This window comes from Streptomyces sp. NBC_00513 (assembly GCF_041431415.1).
GTDB lineage: Bacteria > Actinomycetota > Actinomycetes > Streptomycetales > Streptomycetaceae > Streptomyces.
In genome coordinates this window covers 7,860,891-7,877,439 of sequence record NZ_CP107845.1, presented here as the reverse complement: position 1 = coordinate 7,877,439, position 16,549 = coordinate 7,860,891, and the positions used below count along the sequence as shown (strand labels likewise).

The window sequence follows — 16,549 nt, the reverse complement described above, 5'->3', positions numbered from 1 at the left end:
TCCCCGCCCTCGTCCTCGCCCCCGTCACGTTCTTCGCGGTCCTGCAAGAAGGCCGCTGGCCTCCGGGCCCGGCGTGACTGTGTCCCCCTGTCGAGCGATGGCCTGAGGGGGTGGTGTCACCGGGCCCCAGGGGTGCCGTTGGAGACGCCGATGCCAGCTCCGGCCAGCGCCTGGCTGGCGGCAATGCCCAGCCGCTCGCAGGCGGCAGGTCTACATGACGTGGATGCGCGTGTCCGGCGTCGACACACCCGGCCAGCACCAAAGCAGACGCAGACGAGTCAGCCCTTCCAGCAGGGCGGTGAAGACGCCGGCGTTCCGCCAGACGCGGAAGCGCCCGTAGACGGTGGCCCACGGGCCGAACTCGGCAGGCATCTCCCGCCACTGTCCGCTGGACCTAAACCGCCAGATCACCCCCTCGAACTGCTCCCGCAGACGTTCGGGGTACGGGCCGTACCTCCCGATCGGCAGGTACGGTTCGATGAACTTCCACTGGGCATGGGTGAGTTGCCTTCGTGTCACGACAACAGTCCTACCGGGTTCCACCCCCCGAAGAGGGCAGAACCCGTTAACTGATCACGACACCACACAGGCCCTAGTACTGCAATCACAGTTAAGGGGTATGTCCGCGTTGTTTGTAGTGGCTGTCGCGGGCGCGTGTCTGACTGAGTCTTCGCCAGTGTGACCAGTGCAGATGGTGGTGGACGGTGAGGTGGTGGGGATGGAGGAGGTGGCCGATGAGGCGGCGTATCTCCGCTACGGACAGCGGTATCAGGCCACCGCTGTTTCCCCTTTTGAGAGTTCGTGGGCGCGGACGGCGGCGAGTGCAGCGAGGGCGGCCATAGCGAGGGTGATGTGTCGGTACCAGGCGTGGTAGAGGCGGACCTGGTAGTGGTCCAGGCCGCACTCGCCCTTGGCGGTCTGGAAGCATTCTTCGACAGCCCAGCGGGCGCCGGCAACCCTGACCAGGTCTTTCATCCGGGTGCCAGCAGGTCCGTAGCAGACGTAGTAGGCGATGTCGGTCGGGTCTTTGAGGGCTGCGACGGGCCAGGACCCAGTGGCCGTGGCCGTTCTCCCACCAGATCCGGATCGGGATTCGCGCCCACTGGTACATGCGCTCGCCGTGGGATCCCTTACCGGCGGACAGGCGCTTCCAGGACTGCGGCGCGAGGCCGGCGACGAGGTCGTCGACACGACGTTCGCCCATGCCGCGGGTGATGACGGTGTCGCTGGTCTTCACACACATCACATGGCTGATGGACCGTTGTTCCATCCAACACCGCAACGATTTCGACTGCCCGTAGGCCTCGTCCGCTGTGACCCACGCGAACGGGACGCCGGCCTCCACCGCACGGACGAGCATCGCCTTGAAGTGTTCGGTCTTCGTCGCGAAGTAAACCTCGTCGGGGATTCCCGCGTCACGGCATCGCTCGCGGTCGTCCGTCCACGAGGCGGGCAGATACAGTTCCCGGTCAATCAGGGCCCGCCCCTTGGGCGAGGCATAGGCCAGGAACGTGCCGACCTGGCAGTTTTCGGTACGTCCGGCGGTGCCGGAATACTGCCGCTGGACGCCTGCCGAGCGCACGCCCTTCTTCAGGAAGCCGGTGTCGTCGCCGATCAGGACCGCACCCTTGTCGCCGATGGTCTCGACGACGTAGTCCCGCACGTCGTCACGGACCGCTTCCGCGTCCCAGTCCGCCTCGCCCAGCAGGCGCTGCATCCCGATCGGTAGCCGGTCACCCGCCCGTTCCGCCAGAGTCCAGCCGTTCTTCCGCTCCAACGGCGCGATCAGACCCCGCATATACGCAAGCGCCCGACCCCGCGGCTCCGACCTCACGAAACGCGATGCGAACCGGGCATGCAGCCCGGCCAGCACCCCGTCCCACTCCTCAACCAACCCCACCCCGAGCTCAGTCACACACCAACTCAACCACACACAAGTGTGATTGCAGTACTAGTCAGCAGCTGTTGCCTCGGAGAGCACCGTGGCAGCGCCACCCACGAGTATCGGGAGGATCGGTGGCAGGTCCGGGGCTGGGATGGGTTTCTGGCCGTCGTGGGTGTTGGTCGATGGGCGGCTTGGGCTTCGGCTTGGGTCGCGGAGGGTTCGGGTGGGGCCTGGGGTTGGACCTTGGCCTGGTCCTGGGTCCGTTGCCGCCCCTCCCCCGCCGCCACCGCCACCGTGGTATCGGAATCGTTGGCGCTTCTCCTGCGAATCGTCGTAGCCGCGGCTCATCGCGGCCCGGTCCTGACTACCCGTGCTGGAGTCGTAGATCCACAGGACGCCCTGGTACGAAAACTGGCCGAGCGCCGCCCTGATGACTCCTCCGACGTGCGGGCCTGAGGACTGGCTGAACCATCCCATGTAGACGCCGGCACTGCCGCTGCCACCTCCCATTTCGACCCTGTGCCCCGTGGGGTCGGTGCCGTTGAGGGGGCTGGCGTTGGCGTAGGTGTAGCGGTTCGCCTGCGCCGAGGGGTTCGGGTCGAGTTGCCAGGTGTCGCGGCTGGTGAAGCTCCCGGTTCCGGGCTGGTACCAGCGGACGGTCATGTTGACTTCGCCGGTGCTGTTGTCCGTCCAGCCCGACTGGTAGCCGAGGGAGGGGTTGGTGCTCGCCGACGCGGTGACATTGCCGAAGGCGTCGTACACGCGGGACGAGGAGACCGAGGTGCCGTCAGCGGCGAGCGTGGAGACCACATTGCTTGCCGTCGGTTCCGACGTATTGATCGTCTCAGAATGAGTCTCGTTGTGGGGCTGGGTAGTTGGGTGTGGTGTCGGCAGGATCGGTGGTGTGTCTGCTGATCTCGTGCCTGATGACCTGTGGGAACGTGTGGTGCCGTTGTTGTCGGAGCGGCCGGCCAGGCGGTTTCGGTATCCCGGGCGGTTGCCGGTTGAGGACCGTGCCGCTCTGCGGGCCATTGTTTACGTGCTGTGCAAGGGAGTGAGCTGGCGGGATGTTCCCGCCGAGCGGTTCGGTTGCAGTGGTGTGACGGCCGGGCGGCGGCTTCAGGACTGGACCGAGGCAGGCGTGTGGCCCCGCCTCCACGAGGTCCTCCTGACCGAGCTGCGGACCGCTGGGCTGCTGGACCTGGATGACGCCTCGTTCGACGCCTCGCACGTCAGAGCCCTCAAAGGGGGGCTCACACCGGACCTTCGCCGGTCGACCGCACACGCCCGGGCAGCAAGCACCACCTCATCGTCGACCGCCACAGCACACCCCTCTCCGTCTCACTGACCAGCGGAAACCGCCACGACGTCACCCAACTCATGCCCCTGCTCGACGCGATACCCCACATCCGCGGCCTGCGAGGACGGCCACGTCACGGCCACGCCGACTCTTCGCCGACCGCGGCTACGACTTCGACAAGTACCGACGCCTGATTCGGGCTCGCGGGATCACACCCGAGATCGCCCGCCGGGGCACCCTCCACGGACCCGGCCTGGGCAAGACCCACTGGGTCGTCGAGCGAACCTTCGCCTGGCTCCACCGGTTCAACGACTCCGCATCCGCTACGAGACACGCACCGCCCTCCACTTGGTTCTCCTCCAACTCGCCTGCAGCATCATCTGCTTGAGACGGCTCCACACCTCATTCTGAAACGATCAGTAAGTCCGGCGATCATTGACATGAGTCAACAATAAAGGACAGTATTCAACACGCCGGGCTGCTCTCCCTGACCAGGAAAGCCGTGGCCCGGTACGGGTCACCGGCCGCCCCGGGCGGACCGAAGTGTGTAGAGGGGAACACAGAGGCGAAATGACTGAGTTGAGGGTAGTACTGCGAGCGACGAGCGCCGTATCCACCGCCGTCGCGATCGACGCAGCCGATCTGGAGGTGCTCACCGCACGCGAGCGCCATGTGCTGTGGGTCCTCGGGGGCGGGGAATCGAACCGTCTTCTGGCGCGGAGGCTCGGCATAGCCGAGCGGACGGTCAAAGCACACATCACAAGCATCACGCGGAAGCTCGATCTCACGTCGAGGGTGGAGGCGACGCTCGTCTCGCTCCATCACCACGAACTACTCGCCGGTGATCCTGCCGTCTCCTGACGTCACGGCAGGTCGCGCATTGCCCCAAGGGGCAATGGCGGAGGCCTCGTTGGCATCGCAGAATCAGGGAGCGCCGTACCGGAGTACCGGAGCGGCGTCCGGCGGGTCTCGCAGTTCTCGCCTCACACATCAGCCATTCACGTCCGGCTCTCCCGACTGTGCCCCTCCTGGGGCTGTCATCCGGGTGCCCGGTCCGCGGTGCGACGCCACGTCCACCCTCTGTGGGAAGGAATCCCCTCATCATGAATCACTCCACTGCTCGTCGCGCCCTGTCCGCGGCCGGCGTTTCCGTCACGGTGCTCGGCGCCCTCATGGTCGCGGCCGTCGCCACACCTTTCTTCCTCAAGAGTTCCTTCAAGATGAGCAGCGAGTCGGCCTCCACCGCCTGGACCTCGATCATGGCCGGCATGGATGTCGCCTCGGCCATCGGCCTCGTCACCGGCGGCCTCGCCATCGGCTCCGTGCTCATCTGGACGGCGAAGCAGGCCATCAAGAAGGGCGGTCGCAAGGCTTTCATCGCCTGACGTACGAAGGACCCACCAGGCAGCGGTTTCCGCAACTGCGCGGGAACCGGTGCCTGGCCCGGGTTGGCCCTGCCGATACCCGGCAGTGTTCATAAACCGCACCACAGAACCGCACCACACAACCGCACCACGGACGGACACCATGGGGGAGCGAAAAGCCTCACTGCTGCTCAGGCAGCAGGCGAGTATTGCCTGCGGGGCGTTGCTCTGGTTCGGTGCCTTCGCCTTCGGATGGTGGAACGCACCGGCCGTTCCCGCCGATATGACCAGAGACCGCCCGGAACCCGGCTGGACGCTCTTCTCCGACATCCTCATGCGCAACGTCGGCGTCTCCGCCGCTCTCTTTCTCGGCATCGTCACCTTCGGGCTGGCCACGATCCCCGCAGCCCTGATCACGGGCTCGCTCGCCGGCTACGGCTGGGGACAAGCGGCGCCCGTTCTGGGCACGCACGGAGTGATCCGGCACCTCCTTCCCCACATGCCACTGGAGTTGGCGTCGCTCGCCCTGTCCACAGCAGCGGGGCTGGTGCCTATCGTGGGGTGGGCGCGCTCCAACCTGCTGGAGCATCCCCGCCGGCCGGCGGGGTGGGCCCAGAGCGTCGACGCCTGCCGGTTGTGGGCCGTGTCCGTGGCAGGACTTCTACCAGCAGCTGGAGTTGAGACATGGGTGAGCACGTGACCGGCCTACCGGCCTATCGGAGCGGCGGAGCCCCCACTTCCGCTCCCCCGGACGCGCCGGCACCACGGCTTCGTACACGGCTGACGGCAGGGTTGGTCGACAGCAAGCGCGGACACGCCTTGGCCGTACTCGCCGTCCTACTCTGCACGGCAGTGGCGTTCTTGCCCCTGCAAGACAGAATCCGCGACGAGATAGCCGTACGGATCCCCGACGCGTCCGACGGCGCCCTCGACATAGGCGCCGCCATCGGCTGGACCACGGCGCTGCTCGCCAACCTGGCCACGGTCGGCGTGCTCGCGGCCGTCTTCGGGGTGGCGGGGGCGGTGACGATGCGATGGGCAGCGCCTCCTGCCGGCCGCGACTTCACCCGCGCACGCCGGGCCTTCTCCCTTGCCTGGCTGGGCTTCGTCTTCTCCAAACTGCTCGCCACGGCCCTCGGCACACCCATGCTCGGCTGGGGCGACGCGGCCGACGCAGTACCCGCGCTGACCCGTCTCGACGTCTGGACCTGCCTACTCGCGGCCGCCTTGTTCGTGGCGGGGCGCGCCGTGGGCACACCCCGGCCGCGTGCGGTCGGGGTGGCCGCGGCGCTCACCGCCCTCTACACCGGGACGCTGCTGTTGCTTCCCGGCGCTTGACCGACAGGCGCTCGCCCACCCGATCAGCAACGCCGATCGCCCATCGGCTGCTCCCGCACCCGCTCCGGAGAACCGTGATACACCGCCTTCTGTTCAGTCTCGTGGGCAACCGCAAACTCATCGCCTTCGCCCTCCGGTGCTGGGACGTGGTCAGCGACGGTCTGGTCCATCCCGCCGTACGCATCGCCGGCGGTCTCGCCGCGACGGCGTCGGGCCTGTGCGCGGTCGTGTACTTCGCGCTGTTCCGCGCCACGCTCGGGGCCTCGCGCCGGGCGATCGAAACCTCGGACGACCTCACCGGCGACGCGGGCAACGTCATGGACATCCTGGAGTTGCTCGGCGTTGTCTGGCTGATCAGCGGCATCGTCCTGATCGTCATCGGACTGCTGGTCACCCTCGCCCGGATGGGCGGGCTGGTGGTCATCGTCGGCGGGCTCGTCTGGTGGGCACCGCTCGGATTCCTCGCGCTCCGGCTGCCGGCAGCGCCCGGACTGCACGCGGTCGCAGCCGTCTTCCTCGTACTCGTCATACCTGCGGCCGTGCTCAGCCCCGCCGTGCGGCTCGCCTCCGACCGCCGAACTCGGCCCGCCGCAGGATCGTCGGCCGATGAGGCGTGAACCGACACCGACGACGACGCCCCCGACCGGATATCGGCGACGCGATGGCGGGAATCTCGCCACCGGGCAGCCTCGCCGACCGAGAGCGGTCACCGCCCTCTGCGTGGCCGACACACGCCGACGCCTCAACCTGATGACGGGACCCGCCAGACAGGGACGCGGCCACCGCGTTGTCACCCTCGTCGTGTGCGTGGGCGCCGCCGCGGTGCTGGGATCATTGATCCTCCTCGGTCGTACCCTCGGCACCCTCGCACCGGCCACCGCGGTGTCCGGTGCCGACCTCGCGGCCTGGACCTGGGCACCCGCAGTGCTGTACGTGCTGTACCAACTGCTCACCACACAGCCGTCATCGGGCCGGGCGCTGGTGCGGCCCCCGGACGAAGCGGTCCTGCGGACCCTGCCGGTCAGCCGGTGGCAGGTGGTCACCGCACGTCTCGTCCTGCCCACGGCCGGCATTGCGCTCACAGTCGTCACCGCGGTCGCCGCCGTCGTGGTGCCGTGGTTCGCGGCGACACCGGCCGGGCGGACGCTGCTCCCCATCGCCTTGGTGCACCTGTGCGGTGTGGCCACCTGCGCCGCCGGCCTACGGATCCTGCTGGTCAGCATGTTCGTGGTGCGCGTCGTCAGGGTCGCACACCTGCCACGGACCGTACTCGCCGCGGCGGGCGGCTGGCTCGTCGGCGTGCTCGCCGCGCCGTTTGTCGAGGCCCTGGGTGGCACGGAGCAGTCGGTCGAGGCTCGCCTCGTGAACCGGCTGGGCCGGGCCGTCGCCGACGGCCGTCCCCCGCTCTGGACCTGGTTACACGTTCCCGAACGGCTGTGGTGGGCGGTCGCCGGATACGCGGCGGTGGCCGTCACCGCGGCGCTGCTGACGTGCGTACGAATGCGCTTCACAGAACGGCGCGACGACCACGACGCGCACGGTCCGGCCCGGGCCCCGGGATCGCGCGGGGACACGGCCCACGCCTTCGAGGCGCGTGTGGGTCATTCCGCACGCCGTCACGCCCTGAGGGTCGTCCTCGGTGTGACCTGGTTGCGCCTGCGGCGCGCCGATCCGGCCGTCACGGGGGGTGCGGCCCGACTGCAGCGCCTGAGTATCCTGCTCGGTGCCGCGTGCATGGGAGCAGCGGCGCGGCTGGACACCTCGCCTTGGCAGCTGACCACTCCGACCCTGGCCGGTCTGTTCGCGGCGGCCGCGCTCATCGCCACCGACAAGGCGGTGCAGGTGGCCGGGATCGAAGCGGACGGCGGCTGCTGGGACGCACTGCGTCAGTCGCCCGGACCGACCGGGGCCTGGCCCGTGGCCAAGGCCGCGACGTCCGCGCTGGCCGTGTTCGCGTCGATCGCGCCGTTCTGCCTCGGAGCGGCGGCGTTGTGCGGGGTACGGGGAGCGCAATGGCCGGTGGTCGTCATGTTGTTGCTCTCGGTCGCCGCAGTGGCCGGCACCGCTTCCGTCGTGACCTGGTATCTGGTCCCCGGAGCCGAGACCTTCGCCGGGGCGCGCGTCACCCGTTCCCCGACGGCCGACGTCGTCGAGGGCGTCGTCGCCGCGATCATCCTCGTGCCCCTCACCGCGGGACTGCATCTGAACGGACAACTGACCGACGGCGGGGCGACTCGGATCCTCGACCTGGTGCTGCTCATTGCCGTCCTCACGACCACCTGGGCCGGTGCCCTCCGGGTGGCCGGCCGGAACATCGCGACGGCGCCGCCGTCCGAACGCACACCCTCCCAGGGGAAGGAAGGCGGGACATGAACAGCGGAACGCGAACGGCCGACGACGAGGCGGCGGTGGAGATCACCGACCTGGCGGTCCGGCGGGGCGGCACTGCTGTACTGCGGGGAGTGACCGTGAGGTTGGAGCGCGGGGAGGCGGTCCGCCTGGCCGGCCCGAACGGCTGCGGCAAGAGCACTCTGCTGAACGTGCTGGCGGGCCTGACGCCCCCTTCGTCCGGCACGGTCAAGGTGTGGGGCCGTGCGCCCGACCACCGCGGGGTCCGCGCCCAGCGAGGCTTCCTCCAGGAACCGCCCCCGCTCTACGACCACCTCACGGTTCGGGAGCAGGCCGCACTGGTCGGCGGGGTGTGGGGGGTGCGGACCGGTTCACTCACGGACAGGCTCGCCGCACTCGGCATCGGCGCGGACCGCCGGCACGTACTGATCGGGGACCTGTCGCTCGGGCAGCGAAAGAAGACGGGATACGTCTGCGCCACCGCCCACGACCCCCGACTGCTCCTGCTCGACGAACCGTTCAACGGGCTCGACGAGGCGGCCGCGTCCGTGGTGCACGAGGATCTGCTCCGCAGAAAGGGCGACGGTGCGACGATCGTGTACGTCACCCACACGGCCCCGCACGACGGCCTGATCGACCGAGTGATCGACCTGTCGGGCGGGACCGCCCGGTGATCGACGTACAGGACCTGGTCAAGACGTACGACGGGAAGCGCGTTCTGGACGGCATGGCGTTCCACGTCGCCCCCGGACGAGTCACCGCCTTCCTCGGCCCGAACGGTGCGGGCAAGTCCACCACCCTCCGCATGATCACGGGGATGGGAACCCCGGACGCGGGCAGGGCCACCGTCCTCGGCGTGCCCTACCGCGAACTCCCGGCGCCACTACGCGCCGTGGGAACCCTGCTGGACGCCTCGGCCGTGCACCCGGCGCTGACCCCGAGAGCCCATCTGACCTGGCTCGCCCGCACCCACCGCATCCCCCGCGACCGGGTGGCGGCGGTGCTGGACCTGGTAGGGCTGGCAGACGCCGCCCGCCGCCCCGTCCGCGGATTCTCCCTGGGGATGCGCCAGCGTCTCGGAATCGCGGCAGCCCTGCTGGGCGACCCGGAGGTACTCCTGCTCGACGAGCCGGTGAACGGTCTCGACCCGGAAGGAATCCGCTGGTTCCGCACGCTCGTACGCGCGCTCGCCGACGAGGGGCGGACCGTACTCGTGTCGAGCCACCTCATGGCGGAGATGGCGGCCGTGGCCGATCATGTGCTCGTGATCGGGCGCGGCAGGGTGCTCGCGGACGGCCCGCTCGAACAGTTCGTCAAGGCGGCCCGACCGTCCGTCCGGCTGAGCTCGCCCCGCCTCGAGGAACTGAGCGGGCTCTTGCACGCCGCAGGTGCGAGAGTCAGCCGCCTGACGCGGCCGGGCGGCTCCCGGCCCACCTCCGTCACCGAGGCCACGGTCACTGGTCTGTCGTGCGCGCGGATCGGCGACCTGGCCGCGGCGAGCGGCTGCCCGATCCACGAACTGACACCCGAGCGCCCCGCCTTGGAGGACGTGTATCTGCGGCTCACCGACGAGGTGGGGGAGCACCGGGCGTCCGACCCCGCTCCGGCCTCCGGAACGCGAAGGAACCCCTACCGTGTATGACGCCGCCGCCGCGGAGTGGATCAAAATCCGCTCCTTGCGGTCCACCCCCCTCCTGCTCGCCGCCGCAACCCTCGTCACCGTGGCGACGGGGCTCGCTTTCTGTCTCCTGATAGGCCCCGAGTTCCGGCGGTCCGCCCCGGTCGATCGCGCCGCCTTCGACCCCGTCGGCCTGAGTCTCGCGGGCATGCAGTTGGGGCAGCTCGGCCTCGTCGTGCTCGCGGTCCTCGCGGTCGGCTCCGAGTTCGCCACGGGGATGATCCGCGCCTCTCTGGCGGCGGTACCGCGCCGCGTCGCCTTCCTCACAGCTAAGTTCGCGCTGCTGGCCGCCATAGGCCTCGTGTGGGGTGCGGTCACCGGTGTGCTGTCGCTCCTGGTGGGATCCTGGGCCCTGGACGCCGAACTGGGCGCCGTGCCGGTGTCCGTCCTGGTCCGTACGGTCGCGGGGGCGGGGGTATACACGGCGCTGATCACCGTCTGCGCGGCGGCGGTGGCCTTCCTCCTCCGCCGTCCCGTCGCCGCACTCGGACTCCTCCTGCCTTTCTTCCTCGTGGTGTCGAGCATGCCGGCCGCGTCCAGCCGGCTCCGTCCGCTGGCACGCTTCATGCCGGATCGGGCCGGACTTCGCCTCATGCAGGTCCACCAGGAGGCGGGGGACCTTTCGCCCTCGACCGGCGGCCTGGTGCTGCTGCTGTGGGCAGCGACCGCGGTGGCTGTCGCGAGCGCGGCGTTTCTCCGCAAGGACGTCTGAGGCGCGGCGGCGACGGCCATGGCGACGGTGACGGAGGGGCCCTTCGTATGCGTCGTACGTGGCGGGGCAGTCCCATCGGCTCGCGGTTGGTCATGTCCAGGCCTCTGTGTCACGAGCTCGAACACAGCCCGCTCAGTTCCTGACCGCAGGGACCAGCTCGGGGCAATGATGGGGCAGTGGCCCCTCTGTCCATCCGAGCAAGAATGTTGAAGTCTGTCAGAACCAGGGCGTCCGTACACCCACTTGACGCCCGATCGACCCGGCCACCGACATCGCCCCCGCAGGACCCCGACAAACGGCTCCCCCGCCGCGCCGACCAAGAGTGAGATTGCAGTGCCTTCTGCCGGCGTCGAACCTCCCGAGCAGCTGCGGCTTGCAGGGGCTTCCGGATGTCTGGGCCTGTCGTTCTCCGGGTGAGCTGTGGTGGATTCGGATACGGAGGGTGCGGTGTACGGGGACGTGTGGGCGTGGGCGATGGAACAGCCGTCGCGGGCGGCGGTGGCCACCATGATGGTGGGTGCCTGGCCTTCGGAGTGCTGGTCCAGTAGCGCGGCCAGGCCGGCCGGAAGACGGCCGGCCGGTGACGGCAGGGGCGGGGGCGGCCGACGGCGGGGTTGCCGGGGCGGTATCTGAGGGGCCGGGACCTGCGTCCCGGCGAGCCGCATGGCGTCCCGTCTCCCCACGCCGGCCCGGCTGGAACCGGTCGCGGAAGGAGGCTCCACCGTGTAGTACTGCACGATGTCCTGCCGCCGGCTCACGGCCCGAGGCAGGCCCGGCGGTCAGCTCGGCGCGTGGGCTCCCCGCCGAGTCCGCCGCCTCCTCAGTCCGGGCCTTGATGGCCTCGAACGCGTCGCCGCTGGAGCTGACCATCCACGCGACCATGCGCAGGTGTTCCGCGTCCTCCTCGGCCGATGCCGGCGGACAGGGCGCGTACGCCGTGCAACCGGAGCCAGAATCAGCAAACTCTGTCCTGCTAGGCAGTCTGTAGGCCCTGGATCTCGTCGAGATGCTTCTCGACCCAGTCCCGCAGCTGCCCCAAGGGTTCCGCCACGCTGTGGCCGAGCGCCGTGAGCTCATACTCGACGTGCGGAGGCACCGCCGGGTACACGGTCCGGTCGACGAACCCCTTCTCCTCCAGACGCCGCAGCGTGCTGGTCAGGACCTTCGGACTGACGCCTTGAAGACGGCGCAGCAGTGCGCCGAAGCGCTGCGGCCCGCCTCCCATGGCTCCGATGGCCAGTGCGGACCACTTGTTGGCCAAAAGGTCGAGCACCTCGCGGCACGGGCATTGCGCCGCGTACACGTCGTGTTGATCGTGCCGCTCCGACATGCAGCCCATGACCATGGCTTCCACTCCTCTCAGTATGCTTTCCACCTCGACACTTCCCATGGGGAAGTAGCCTCCCTTGCAGGTTACTACACCCCCGGGGGTAGCGTTCTGAACGGGTCGCCGGCTTCCTCGTCGGCGCCCCGCCCGGACCCCCGGCCAGCAGCCCGGAACGTCGCAGTCCCGGCTGGAGGACCTCGGGGCCGATGTCGTCGCCGCAGGCCTCTGGGAGTACCAGGTCGTCACCGACGGCCGGCTGGTCACCGGGCAGAACCCGGCCAGCGCCGCCGGCGTCGCCGAGCAGGCCGTCGCCGCCGTCACCGGACGGCAGTGACTCGACGCCGGGCGGCCGCCCCGGGGGACAAGACCACCGTGAGAGGAAGCGGGATGAACGAGATGCCGAACGAGATCCCGTTGACCCGAGGAACACCCCGCCGTCGTCTCCATAAACAGCGACCGCACAAAGCGCGCATATCTCAATCAGCAGCCAGGGCGCCCCGGAGAACCGGACGGCCACTCCTTGGCAGCCACTGAAGGCAGAGAACCATAAGCCACATCCGGCCCTCCCGGGCCGGCCAACACCTTACGGAGAAAACCATGTCCCCCCGTTCCCACCCGATCGTCGCCCTTGCACGCGTATGCGCGAAGCCGGCCCGCCGCCAAGCGCTGCAGGACGCCCTGACCGCACTTGTCGAGCCGTCCCGCGCCGAGGGCGGTTGCTTCGACTACACGCTGTTCGAGCTGCTGGAAGAGCCCGGCACGTTCTACGTGCGCGAGACCTGGGCCGACCAGGAGGCTCTCGACTTCCACATGGCCACGCCCCACTTCCAGGCCTTCGCAGCCCGCGTCGCAGAACTCCTCGCGGAGCCGATCAGGCTGATTCCACTGCGCGAGATCCCCGTCACCGCCACGGCGGACCCGGCCTGACGGCCGCCTGCCCGCTCATCACAGGCGGGCTCCCTCAGTACCGGCAAGCCGAGGAGATCTCATGCCTCGCATCACCCGCCTCACCACAACCGCTCCGAGCTTCCGCAAGGTCACCCCGTGCACACACCGCTACGAGCTGCCCGCGGACCTCAAGGCTCCACGCCTGCTGCGGACCTGGATCACTGCCCGGCTCGCCGGATGGCACCTGTACGAGCCGAGCGACGACCTCCTCCTGATCGCGAGCGAACTGGCCACCAACGCCGTGCGCCACGGCGGCATCCCGGCCCGGATCACCCTGGCCCTGCGATGCCCCGACACAGGCCAACGGGTGGTGCGGCTGGAAGTCGAGGACCCAGGGCCGGGTTTCGACCCCCGTTCTCGTACGCACGCGGTCCGCGTCGAGAGCTGCACGGGCCGCGGCCTGCTGCTGGTGGAGACGCTGAGCAGTGCCTGGGGAGTCCGGCCGACGGTCACCGGTCAGCTGGTCTGGGCGGAGCTGCACTGTTGACCACGCCGTTGGGGATGCACGGGCCAGGCTGCCGGGCCGACTACGGCTCCCGGGCGCATGACCCGTCCCGGGCCGTGGCTCTGGGGCGGTGACGCCCCCTGACCCTCCGGTCCGGGGGCGCTGTGAGCATGTCGAGCGGGGCCGGACGGGATTTTCCACCTACAGCCGCACCCCTGGGGCGCCCTGCCGGCCAGCGCCACCACCGCACCCCCGGCGCGGAACGCCTGTCGGTGACCGATCGGCACCAACGTGGTCGCTCCCCCACAGCGGACGGCACCGCGGTCTTCTCGTGGTGTACGCCTCGCCGGTTGCGAAGACCCGTCCCACCTCGTGACGGGTTGCCGAACGGCTGTTTCTTGAACCGAGTGGGCGGCCGGAGCCAGGTCGGGAGGGTTTGGACGCACGCGCTGGCGTCGGGGTCTGAGCGTGGAGGTTTCCGAACCCGGTTCAGGCGGGGGTCGTGGTCACCCGCGCAGTGTGCCGTCCGGCCTCGGCGGTCCGGGCCGGTTCACCGGCGGTAGCAGTGGCTAACTGAGGATTTCAGGGTGGGGTCGGTGGTGCGAGGGTCAGGCCGGTGGCGGCGAGGCAGCCGTCGCTGAGGTGGGGTCGAAGCTGGATTCTCCGTATCTCTCTGCGGAGTTTGCGGTCGAGGGCGTCGGGTGTGCCGAACGCGGTGTTGGCCATCGCCCTGCGCCTCGTCCGACGATGCCGTGCGCGGCGCGGCCCAAGCCGCACTGGACGCATTCGACGGCCGGGCCGTCCGATCGAAACCCGGGTGCGATGGAACCAGTCCAGCGCCTCCGAACGGCGCCCCGCTCTCTGCAGCGCCTCCATGAGCGCGACGGACAGCGATTCGCGCAGCGGGTGGGCCACTGCCTCAGCGCGCAGAACAGTGGCGGCCCCGGCATGGTCACCCAATCGCGCGCAGCCCGCCGCCAGTTGCTCCGCCGCGGCCAGCCGCAGCTCCTCCAACGCCTGCGCGGCGGCCAGCAGCGGTGGGCTCGGGCACACGTCGGCCAGAGCCGGCCCTTGCCACAGCGACAGCGTCTCTCGGCACATCGTCACGGCCTCGGCCGGGCCACGCTGCTCACGGGTCCGAGCCACCAGATCTTCGAAGCGGTGCACGTCCAGCAGGATCTTCGGCATGCGCAGGACGTACGCCGGGCCCTGGGTGACCAACTCGACGCCGTGCGCCCCGGCGTCGACACTCGTCAGTGGCCCAACTGCGAAACATGGCCTTGGATGACACTGCGGGCGCGCCGGAGGCTCTTGTTCCCACAGAGCGGTCGTCAAGTGGTCGACCAGCACGGGATAATTGGGGCGCAACAGCAGCGTGGCCAGCAGGCTGCGCCTTTTGACGGGACCGAGCGGCAGACCGCCGGTCTCGGTGACGACCGACGCCGCTCCGAGCAACCGGAACTCCATCTGCCCCATGGCTCCCAGCAAAAGAGTTCAGGATAGCGCCATGTCTCTCGTCTTCGAGTACCTGCCGGCCGGCGCATGGCGACATGCGGTGATCCTCCCTGCCCTGAGAACCATCGATGCGACATGGCCGCCGCGCCGGACGCGAACCGGTCCTCCGAGCGAAATGGTGCGCCGCCAAGGCCTCGGGGAGCCGATCGCCGAGCCCGTGGCGGCCGTCAGCAGCGGCGCCCCCGGCCAGGCGGCGGAGCCGTCTCCGCCACCGCCGTCCTCTCGCGTCGGAAGAGGACGACGAGGAAGGTCAGGGCGATCCCCGCCGCGATCACATACAGGGTGGTGCTGATGCCGTGGGCCGTCCGGTTCCGCAGTTCCTCCCCGCTCGAACCGTGCAGACCCGACGTCGCCACGAGCACCAGAACAGCGAGGCCCACGGCAGCTCCCATTCCCGAACCGGTGGATGCGATTCCCGACGCGGTGCCCTGGTCGCCGTCGGCCACGCCGGTTCCGGCGGCGATGAACATGCCGGTGAACACGATGCCATCACCCACGCTGAGCGCGACGAGCCCCGGGACGAGGGAGCCGTAGGAACCGTCCGAGGTGATTGTCTGGCCCAACAGGACGGCTCCGACCGTACCGATGGCGAGGGCGCCGAGCAGCGTGCGGCGGAGTCCGAACCGGGTCACCATTCGACCGGCCGTCGTCGACCCGACGACGACGACCGCCGTCGGGACGATGAAGCCCGCTCCCGTCTGGAGAGCGTCATAGCCGAGAACCTCCTGGAAGTACAGCGAGAGGAAGTACAGCACGGAGCCGAACGTCGCCATGAACAAGAAGGCGATCACAAGGCTCGTGACGAGACTGTTGTTGGCGAGCAACCTGGGCGGGACGAGCGGATCGTCGCTGCGACCCTCCACCAGCGCGAACACACCCAGCAGAAGAAGCCCCGCCGCGGAGCTTGCGAGGATGCCCGGCGAGCGCCAGCCCAGATCCGGCCCCTGGACCAGCGCGAACACGATCAGCGTGACGCCGAAGGTGACGCTGAGCGCGCCGGGCAGGTCGAATCCGCACTTCCTGTCGCGCGGCCCGTCCTTCGGAATCAGGACGAACGCGAGCAGCAGGGCGGGCACCGCCAGCGCGACGTTGACCAGGAACACCGCTTCCCAGCCGAAAACGTGGGTCAACACTCCGCCGAGGAGAACGCCGATCACCAGTCCGGCCGCGCCCGCTCCGCCCCAGATTCCCAACGCGCGGTTGCGCGGACCGCCTTCGGTGAACGTGACGTTGATGAGGGCCAGCGTGGTGGGGAAGACCAGCGCGCCGCCGAGGCCCTGGACCACGCGGGCGGCGAGCAGCATCGGGGGCCCGGTCGCCAGTCCGCCGACAAGGGCCGCCCCTGCGTAGAGGGCGAGCCCTGTGGCCAGTACCCGGCGGTGACCGAGGAGGTCCGCCGTACGTCCGCCGAACAGGAGAAAGCCTGCGGAAGCCACGGCGTAGGCACTGATCACGGACTGGAGGGTCCGTGCGGAGTATCCGAGGTCGTCGGCAATGTCGGGGAGTGCCACGACGACGATGTACTGGTCGAGGGAGACGGTGAACATGGCGAACGACAGCAGCGCGAGCGTCGCCGTCACCCGATTCCTGCCGAGGCCGCCCGGCCGGGACCTCGCGTCAGACGCCACAACAGCACTCCTCGGCAGCGCCGACACAGACATCACGCACGATACCTACACGAATACCCC

15 protein-coding genes and 3 pseudogenes are annotated in these 16,549 nt (G+C 69.4%); 12 read left to right on the top strand and 6 right to left on the bottom strand.

Annotated elements, in window-relative coordinates; all coding sequences use genetic code 11:
* Positions 1-279: 279 nt before the first annotated feature.
* The 3 genes and pseudogenes from OHA84_RS35495 to OHA84_RS35485 form a co-directional block, all read right to left on the bottom strand.
* Positions 280-519: pseudogene (locus OHA84_RS35495) on the bottom strand (transposase); the annotation flags it as partial.
* Between the two features lie 249 nt (positions 520-768).
* Positions 769-1,894 (bottom strand): annotated as a pseudogene (locus OHA84_RS35490) (IS701 family transposase).
* Positions 1,895-1,951: 57 nt separating this feature from the next.
* Positions 1,952-2,695, bottom strand: a complete 744-nt coding sequence (locus tag OHA84_RS35485; RefSeq protein ID WP_266967487.1) for an RHS repeat-associated core domain-containing protein — start codon at positions 2,693-2,695, stop codon at positions 1,952-1,954.
* A 94-nt stretch (positions 2,696-2,789) separates the two neighbouring features.
* On the opposite strand from OHA84_RS35485, the pseudogene OHA84_RS35480 reads away from it, so the two are divergent.
* The 10 genes and pseudogenes from OHA84_RS35480 to OHA84_RS35435 all read left to right on the top strand — a co-directional run bounded on the left by OHA84_RS35480 (position 2,790) and on the right by OHA84_RS35435 (position 10,626).
* Positions 2,790-3,596 (top strand): annotated as a pseudogene (locus tag OHA84_RS35480) (IS5 family transposase).
* A 159-nt stretch (positions 3,597-3,755) separates the two neighbouring features.
* Complete coding sequence (locus OHA84_RS35475) at positions 3,756-4,046, top strand: response regulator transcription factor (protein ID WP_266967489.1); 291 nt, start codon at positions 3,756-3,758, stop codon at positions 4,044-4,046.
* 242 nt (positions 4,047-4,288) lie between these two features.
* Positions 4,289-4,570 (top strand): hypothetical protein, encoded by a 282-nt coding sequence (locus OHA84_RS35470; protein WP_266967491.1) that lies wholly within the window; start codon positions 4,289-4,291, stop codon positions 4,568-4,570.
* A gap of 142 nt (positions 4,571-4,712) precedes the next feature.
* Entirely contained in the window at positions 4,713-5,249 is a 537-nt protein-coding gene (locus OHA84_RS35465; RefSeq protein ID WP_266967493.1) for a stage II sporulation protein M, read from the top strand.
* Between the two features lie 152 nt (positions 5,250-5,401).
* Positions 5,402-5,887 carry a hypothetical protein gene (locus OHA84_RS35460; protein ID WP_266967495.1) on the top strand — a complete coding sequence of 162 codons (486 nt, stop codon included), beginning with the start codon at positions 5,402-5,404 and terminating at the stop codon, positions 5,885-5,887.
* Between the two features lie 74 nt (positions 5,888-5,961).
* Positions 5,962-6,504: a hypothetical protein gene (locus tag OHA84_RS35455; protein ID WP_266967497.1), complete on the top strand. Its 543-nt coding sequence runs from the start codon at positions 5,962-5,964 to the stop codon at positions 6,502-6,504.
* 103 nt (positions 6,505-6,607) lie between these two features.
* Entirely contained in the window at positions 6,608-8,260 is a 1,653-nt protein-coding gene (locus OHA84_RS35450) for a hypothetical protein (protein WP_266967499.1), read from the top strand.
* Positions 8,257-8,910, top strand: coding sequence for an ATP-binding cassette domain-containing protein (locus OHA84_RS35445; protein ID WP_266967501.1), 654 nt, complete (start codon positions 8,257-8,259; stop codon positions 8,908-8,910). The genes OHA84_RS35450 and OHA84_RS35445 overlap by 4 nt, the downstream gene beginning before the upstream one ends.
* Positions 8,907-9,878 (top strand): ABC transporter ATP-binding protein, encoded by a 972-nt coding sequence (locus OHA84_RS35440; protein WP_266967503.1) that lies wholly within the window; start codon positions 8,907-8,909, stop codon positions 9,876-9,878. Before OHA84_RS35445 ends, OHA84_RS35440 begins: the two co-directional genes overlap by 4 nt.
* Positions 9,871-10,626 (top strand): ABC transporter permease, encoded by a 756-nt coding sequence (locus OHA84_RS35435; RefSeq protein WP_266967505.1) that lies wholly within the window; start codon positions 9,871-9,873, stop codon positions 10,624-10,626. Before OHA84_RS35440 ends, OHA84_RS35435 begins: the two co-directional genes overlap by 8 nt.
* Before the next feature lie 973 nt (positions 10,627-11,599).
* Here the strand turns inward: OHA84_RS35435 and OHA84_RS35430 are convergent.
* Positions 11,600-12,001 (bottom strand): winged helix-turn-helix transcriptional regulator, encoded by a 402-nt coding sequence (locus OHA84_RS35430; RefSeq protein ID WP_371591551.1) that lies wholly within the window; start codon positions 11,999-12,001, stop codon positions 11,600-11,602.
* 549 nt (positions 12,002-12,550) lie between these two features.
* Here OHA84_RS35430 and OHA84_RS35425 point away from each other — a divergent pair.
* Positions 12,551-12,880 carry a putative quinol monooxygenase gene (locus OHA84_RS35425; RefSeq protein ID WP_266967507.1) on the top strand — a complete coding sequence of 110 codons (330 nt, stop codon included), beginning with the start codon at positions 12,551-12,553 and terminating at the stop codon, positions 12,878-12,880.
* A gap of 61 nt (positions 12,881-12,941) precedes the next feature.
* The gene (locus tag OHA84_RS35420; protein ID WP_266967509.1) at positions 12,942-13,388 is read left to right on the top strand and encodes an ATP-binding protein; all 447 of its coding nucleotides are present in this window, start codon (positions 12,942-12,944) and stop codon (positions 13,386-13,388) included.
* Between the two features lie 540 nt (positions 13,389-13,928).
* Here the strand turns inward: OHA84_RS35420 and OHA84_RS35415 are convergent.
* Positions 13,929-14,822: an AfsR/SARP family transcriptional regulator gene (locus OHA84_RS35415; protein ID WP_323181804.1), complete on the bottom strand. Its 894-nt coding sequence runs from the start codon at positions 14,820-14,822 to the stop codon at positions 13,929-13,931.
* A 206-nt stretch (positions 14,823-15,028) separates the two neighbouring features.
* A complete protein-coding gene (locus OHA84_RS35410) occupies positions 15,029-16,489 on the bottom strand; it encodes an MFS transporter (protein WP_266967511.1) in 1,461 nt (486 codons plus the stop codon).
* Positions 16,490-16,549: the final 60 nt, after the last annotated feature.

Excerpts from the sequence above, each read along its gene's own strand:
- OHA84_RS35475 (WP_266967489.1), top strand. The coding sequence starts at position 3,756 with ATGACTGAGTTGAGGGTAGTACTGCGAGCGACGAGCGCCGTATCCACC.
- OHA84_RS35470 (WP_266967491.1), top strand. The coding sequence starts at position 4,289 with ATGAATCACTCCACTGCTCGTCGCGCCCTGTCCGCGGCCGGCGTTTCC.
- OHA84_RS35465 (WP_266967493.1), top strand. The coding sequence starts at position 4,713 with ATGGGGGAGCGAAAAGCCTCACTGCTGCTCAGGCAGCAGGCGAGTATT.
- OHA84_RS35445 (WP_266967501.1), top strand. The coding sequence starts at position 8,257 with ATGAACAGCGGAACGCGAACGGCCGACGACGAGGCGGCGGTGGAGATC.
- OHA84_RS35425 (WP_266967507.1), top strand. The coding sequence starts at position 12,551 with ATGTCCCCCCGTTCCCACCCGATCGTCGCCCTTGCACGCGTATGCGCG.
- OHA84_RS35420 (WP_266967509.1), top strand. The coding sequence starts at position 12,942 with ATGCCTCGCATCACCCGCCTCACCACAACCGCTCCGAGCTTCCGCAAG.
- OHA84_RS35415 (WP_323181804.1), bottom strand. The coding sequence starts at position 14,822 with ATGGGGCAGATGGAGTTCCGGTTGCTCGGAGCGGCGTCGGTCGTCACC.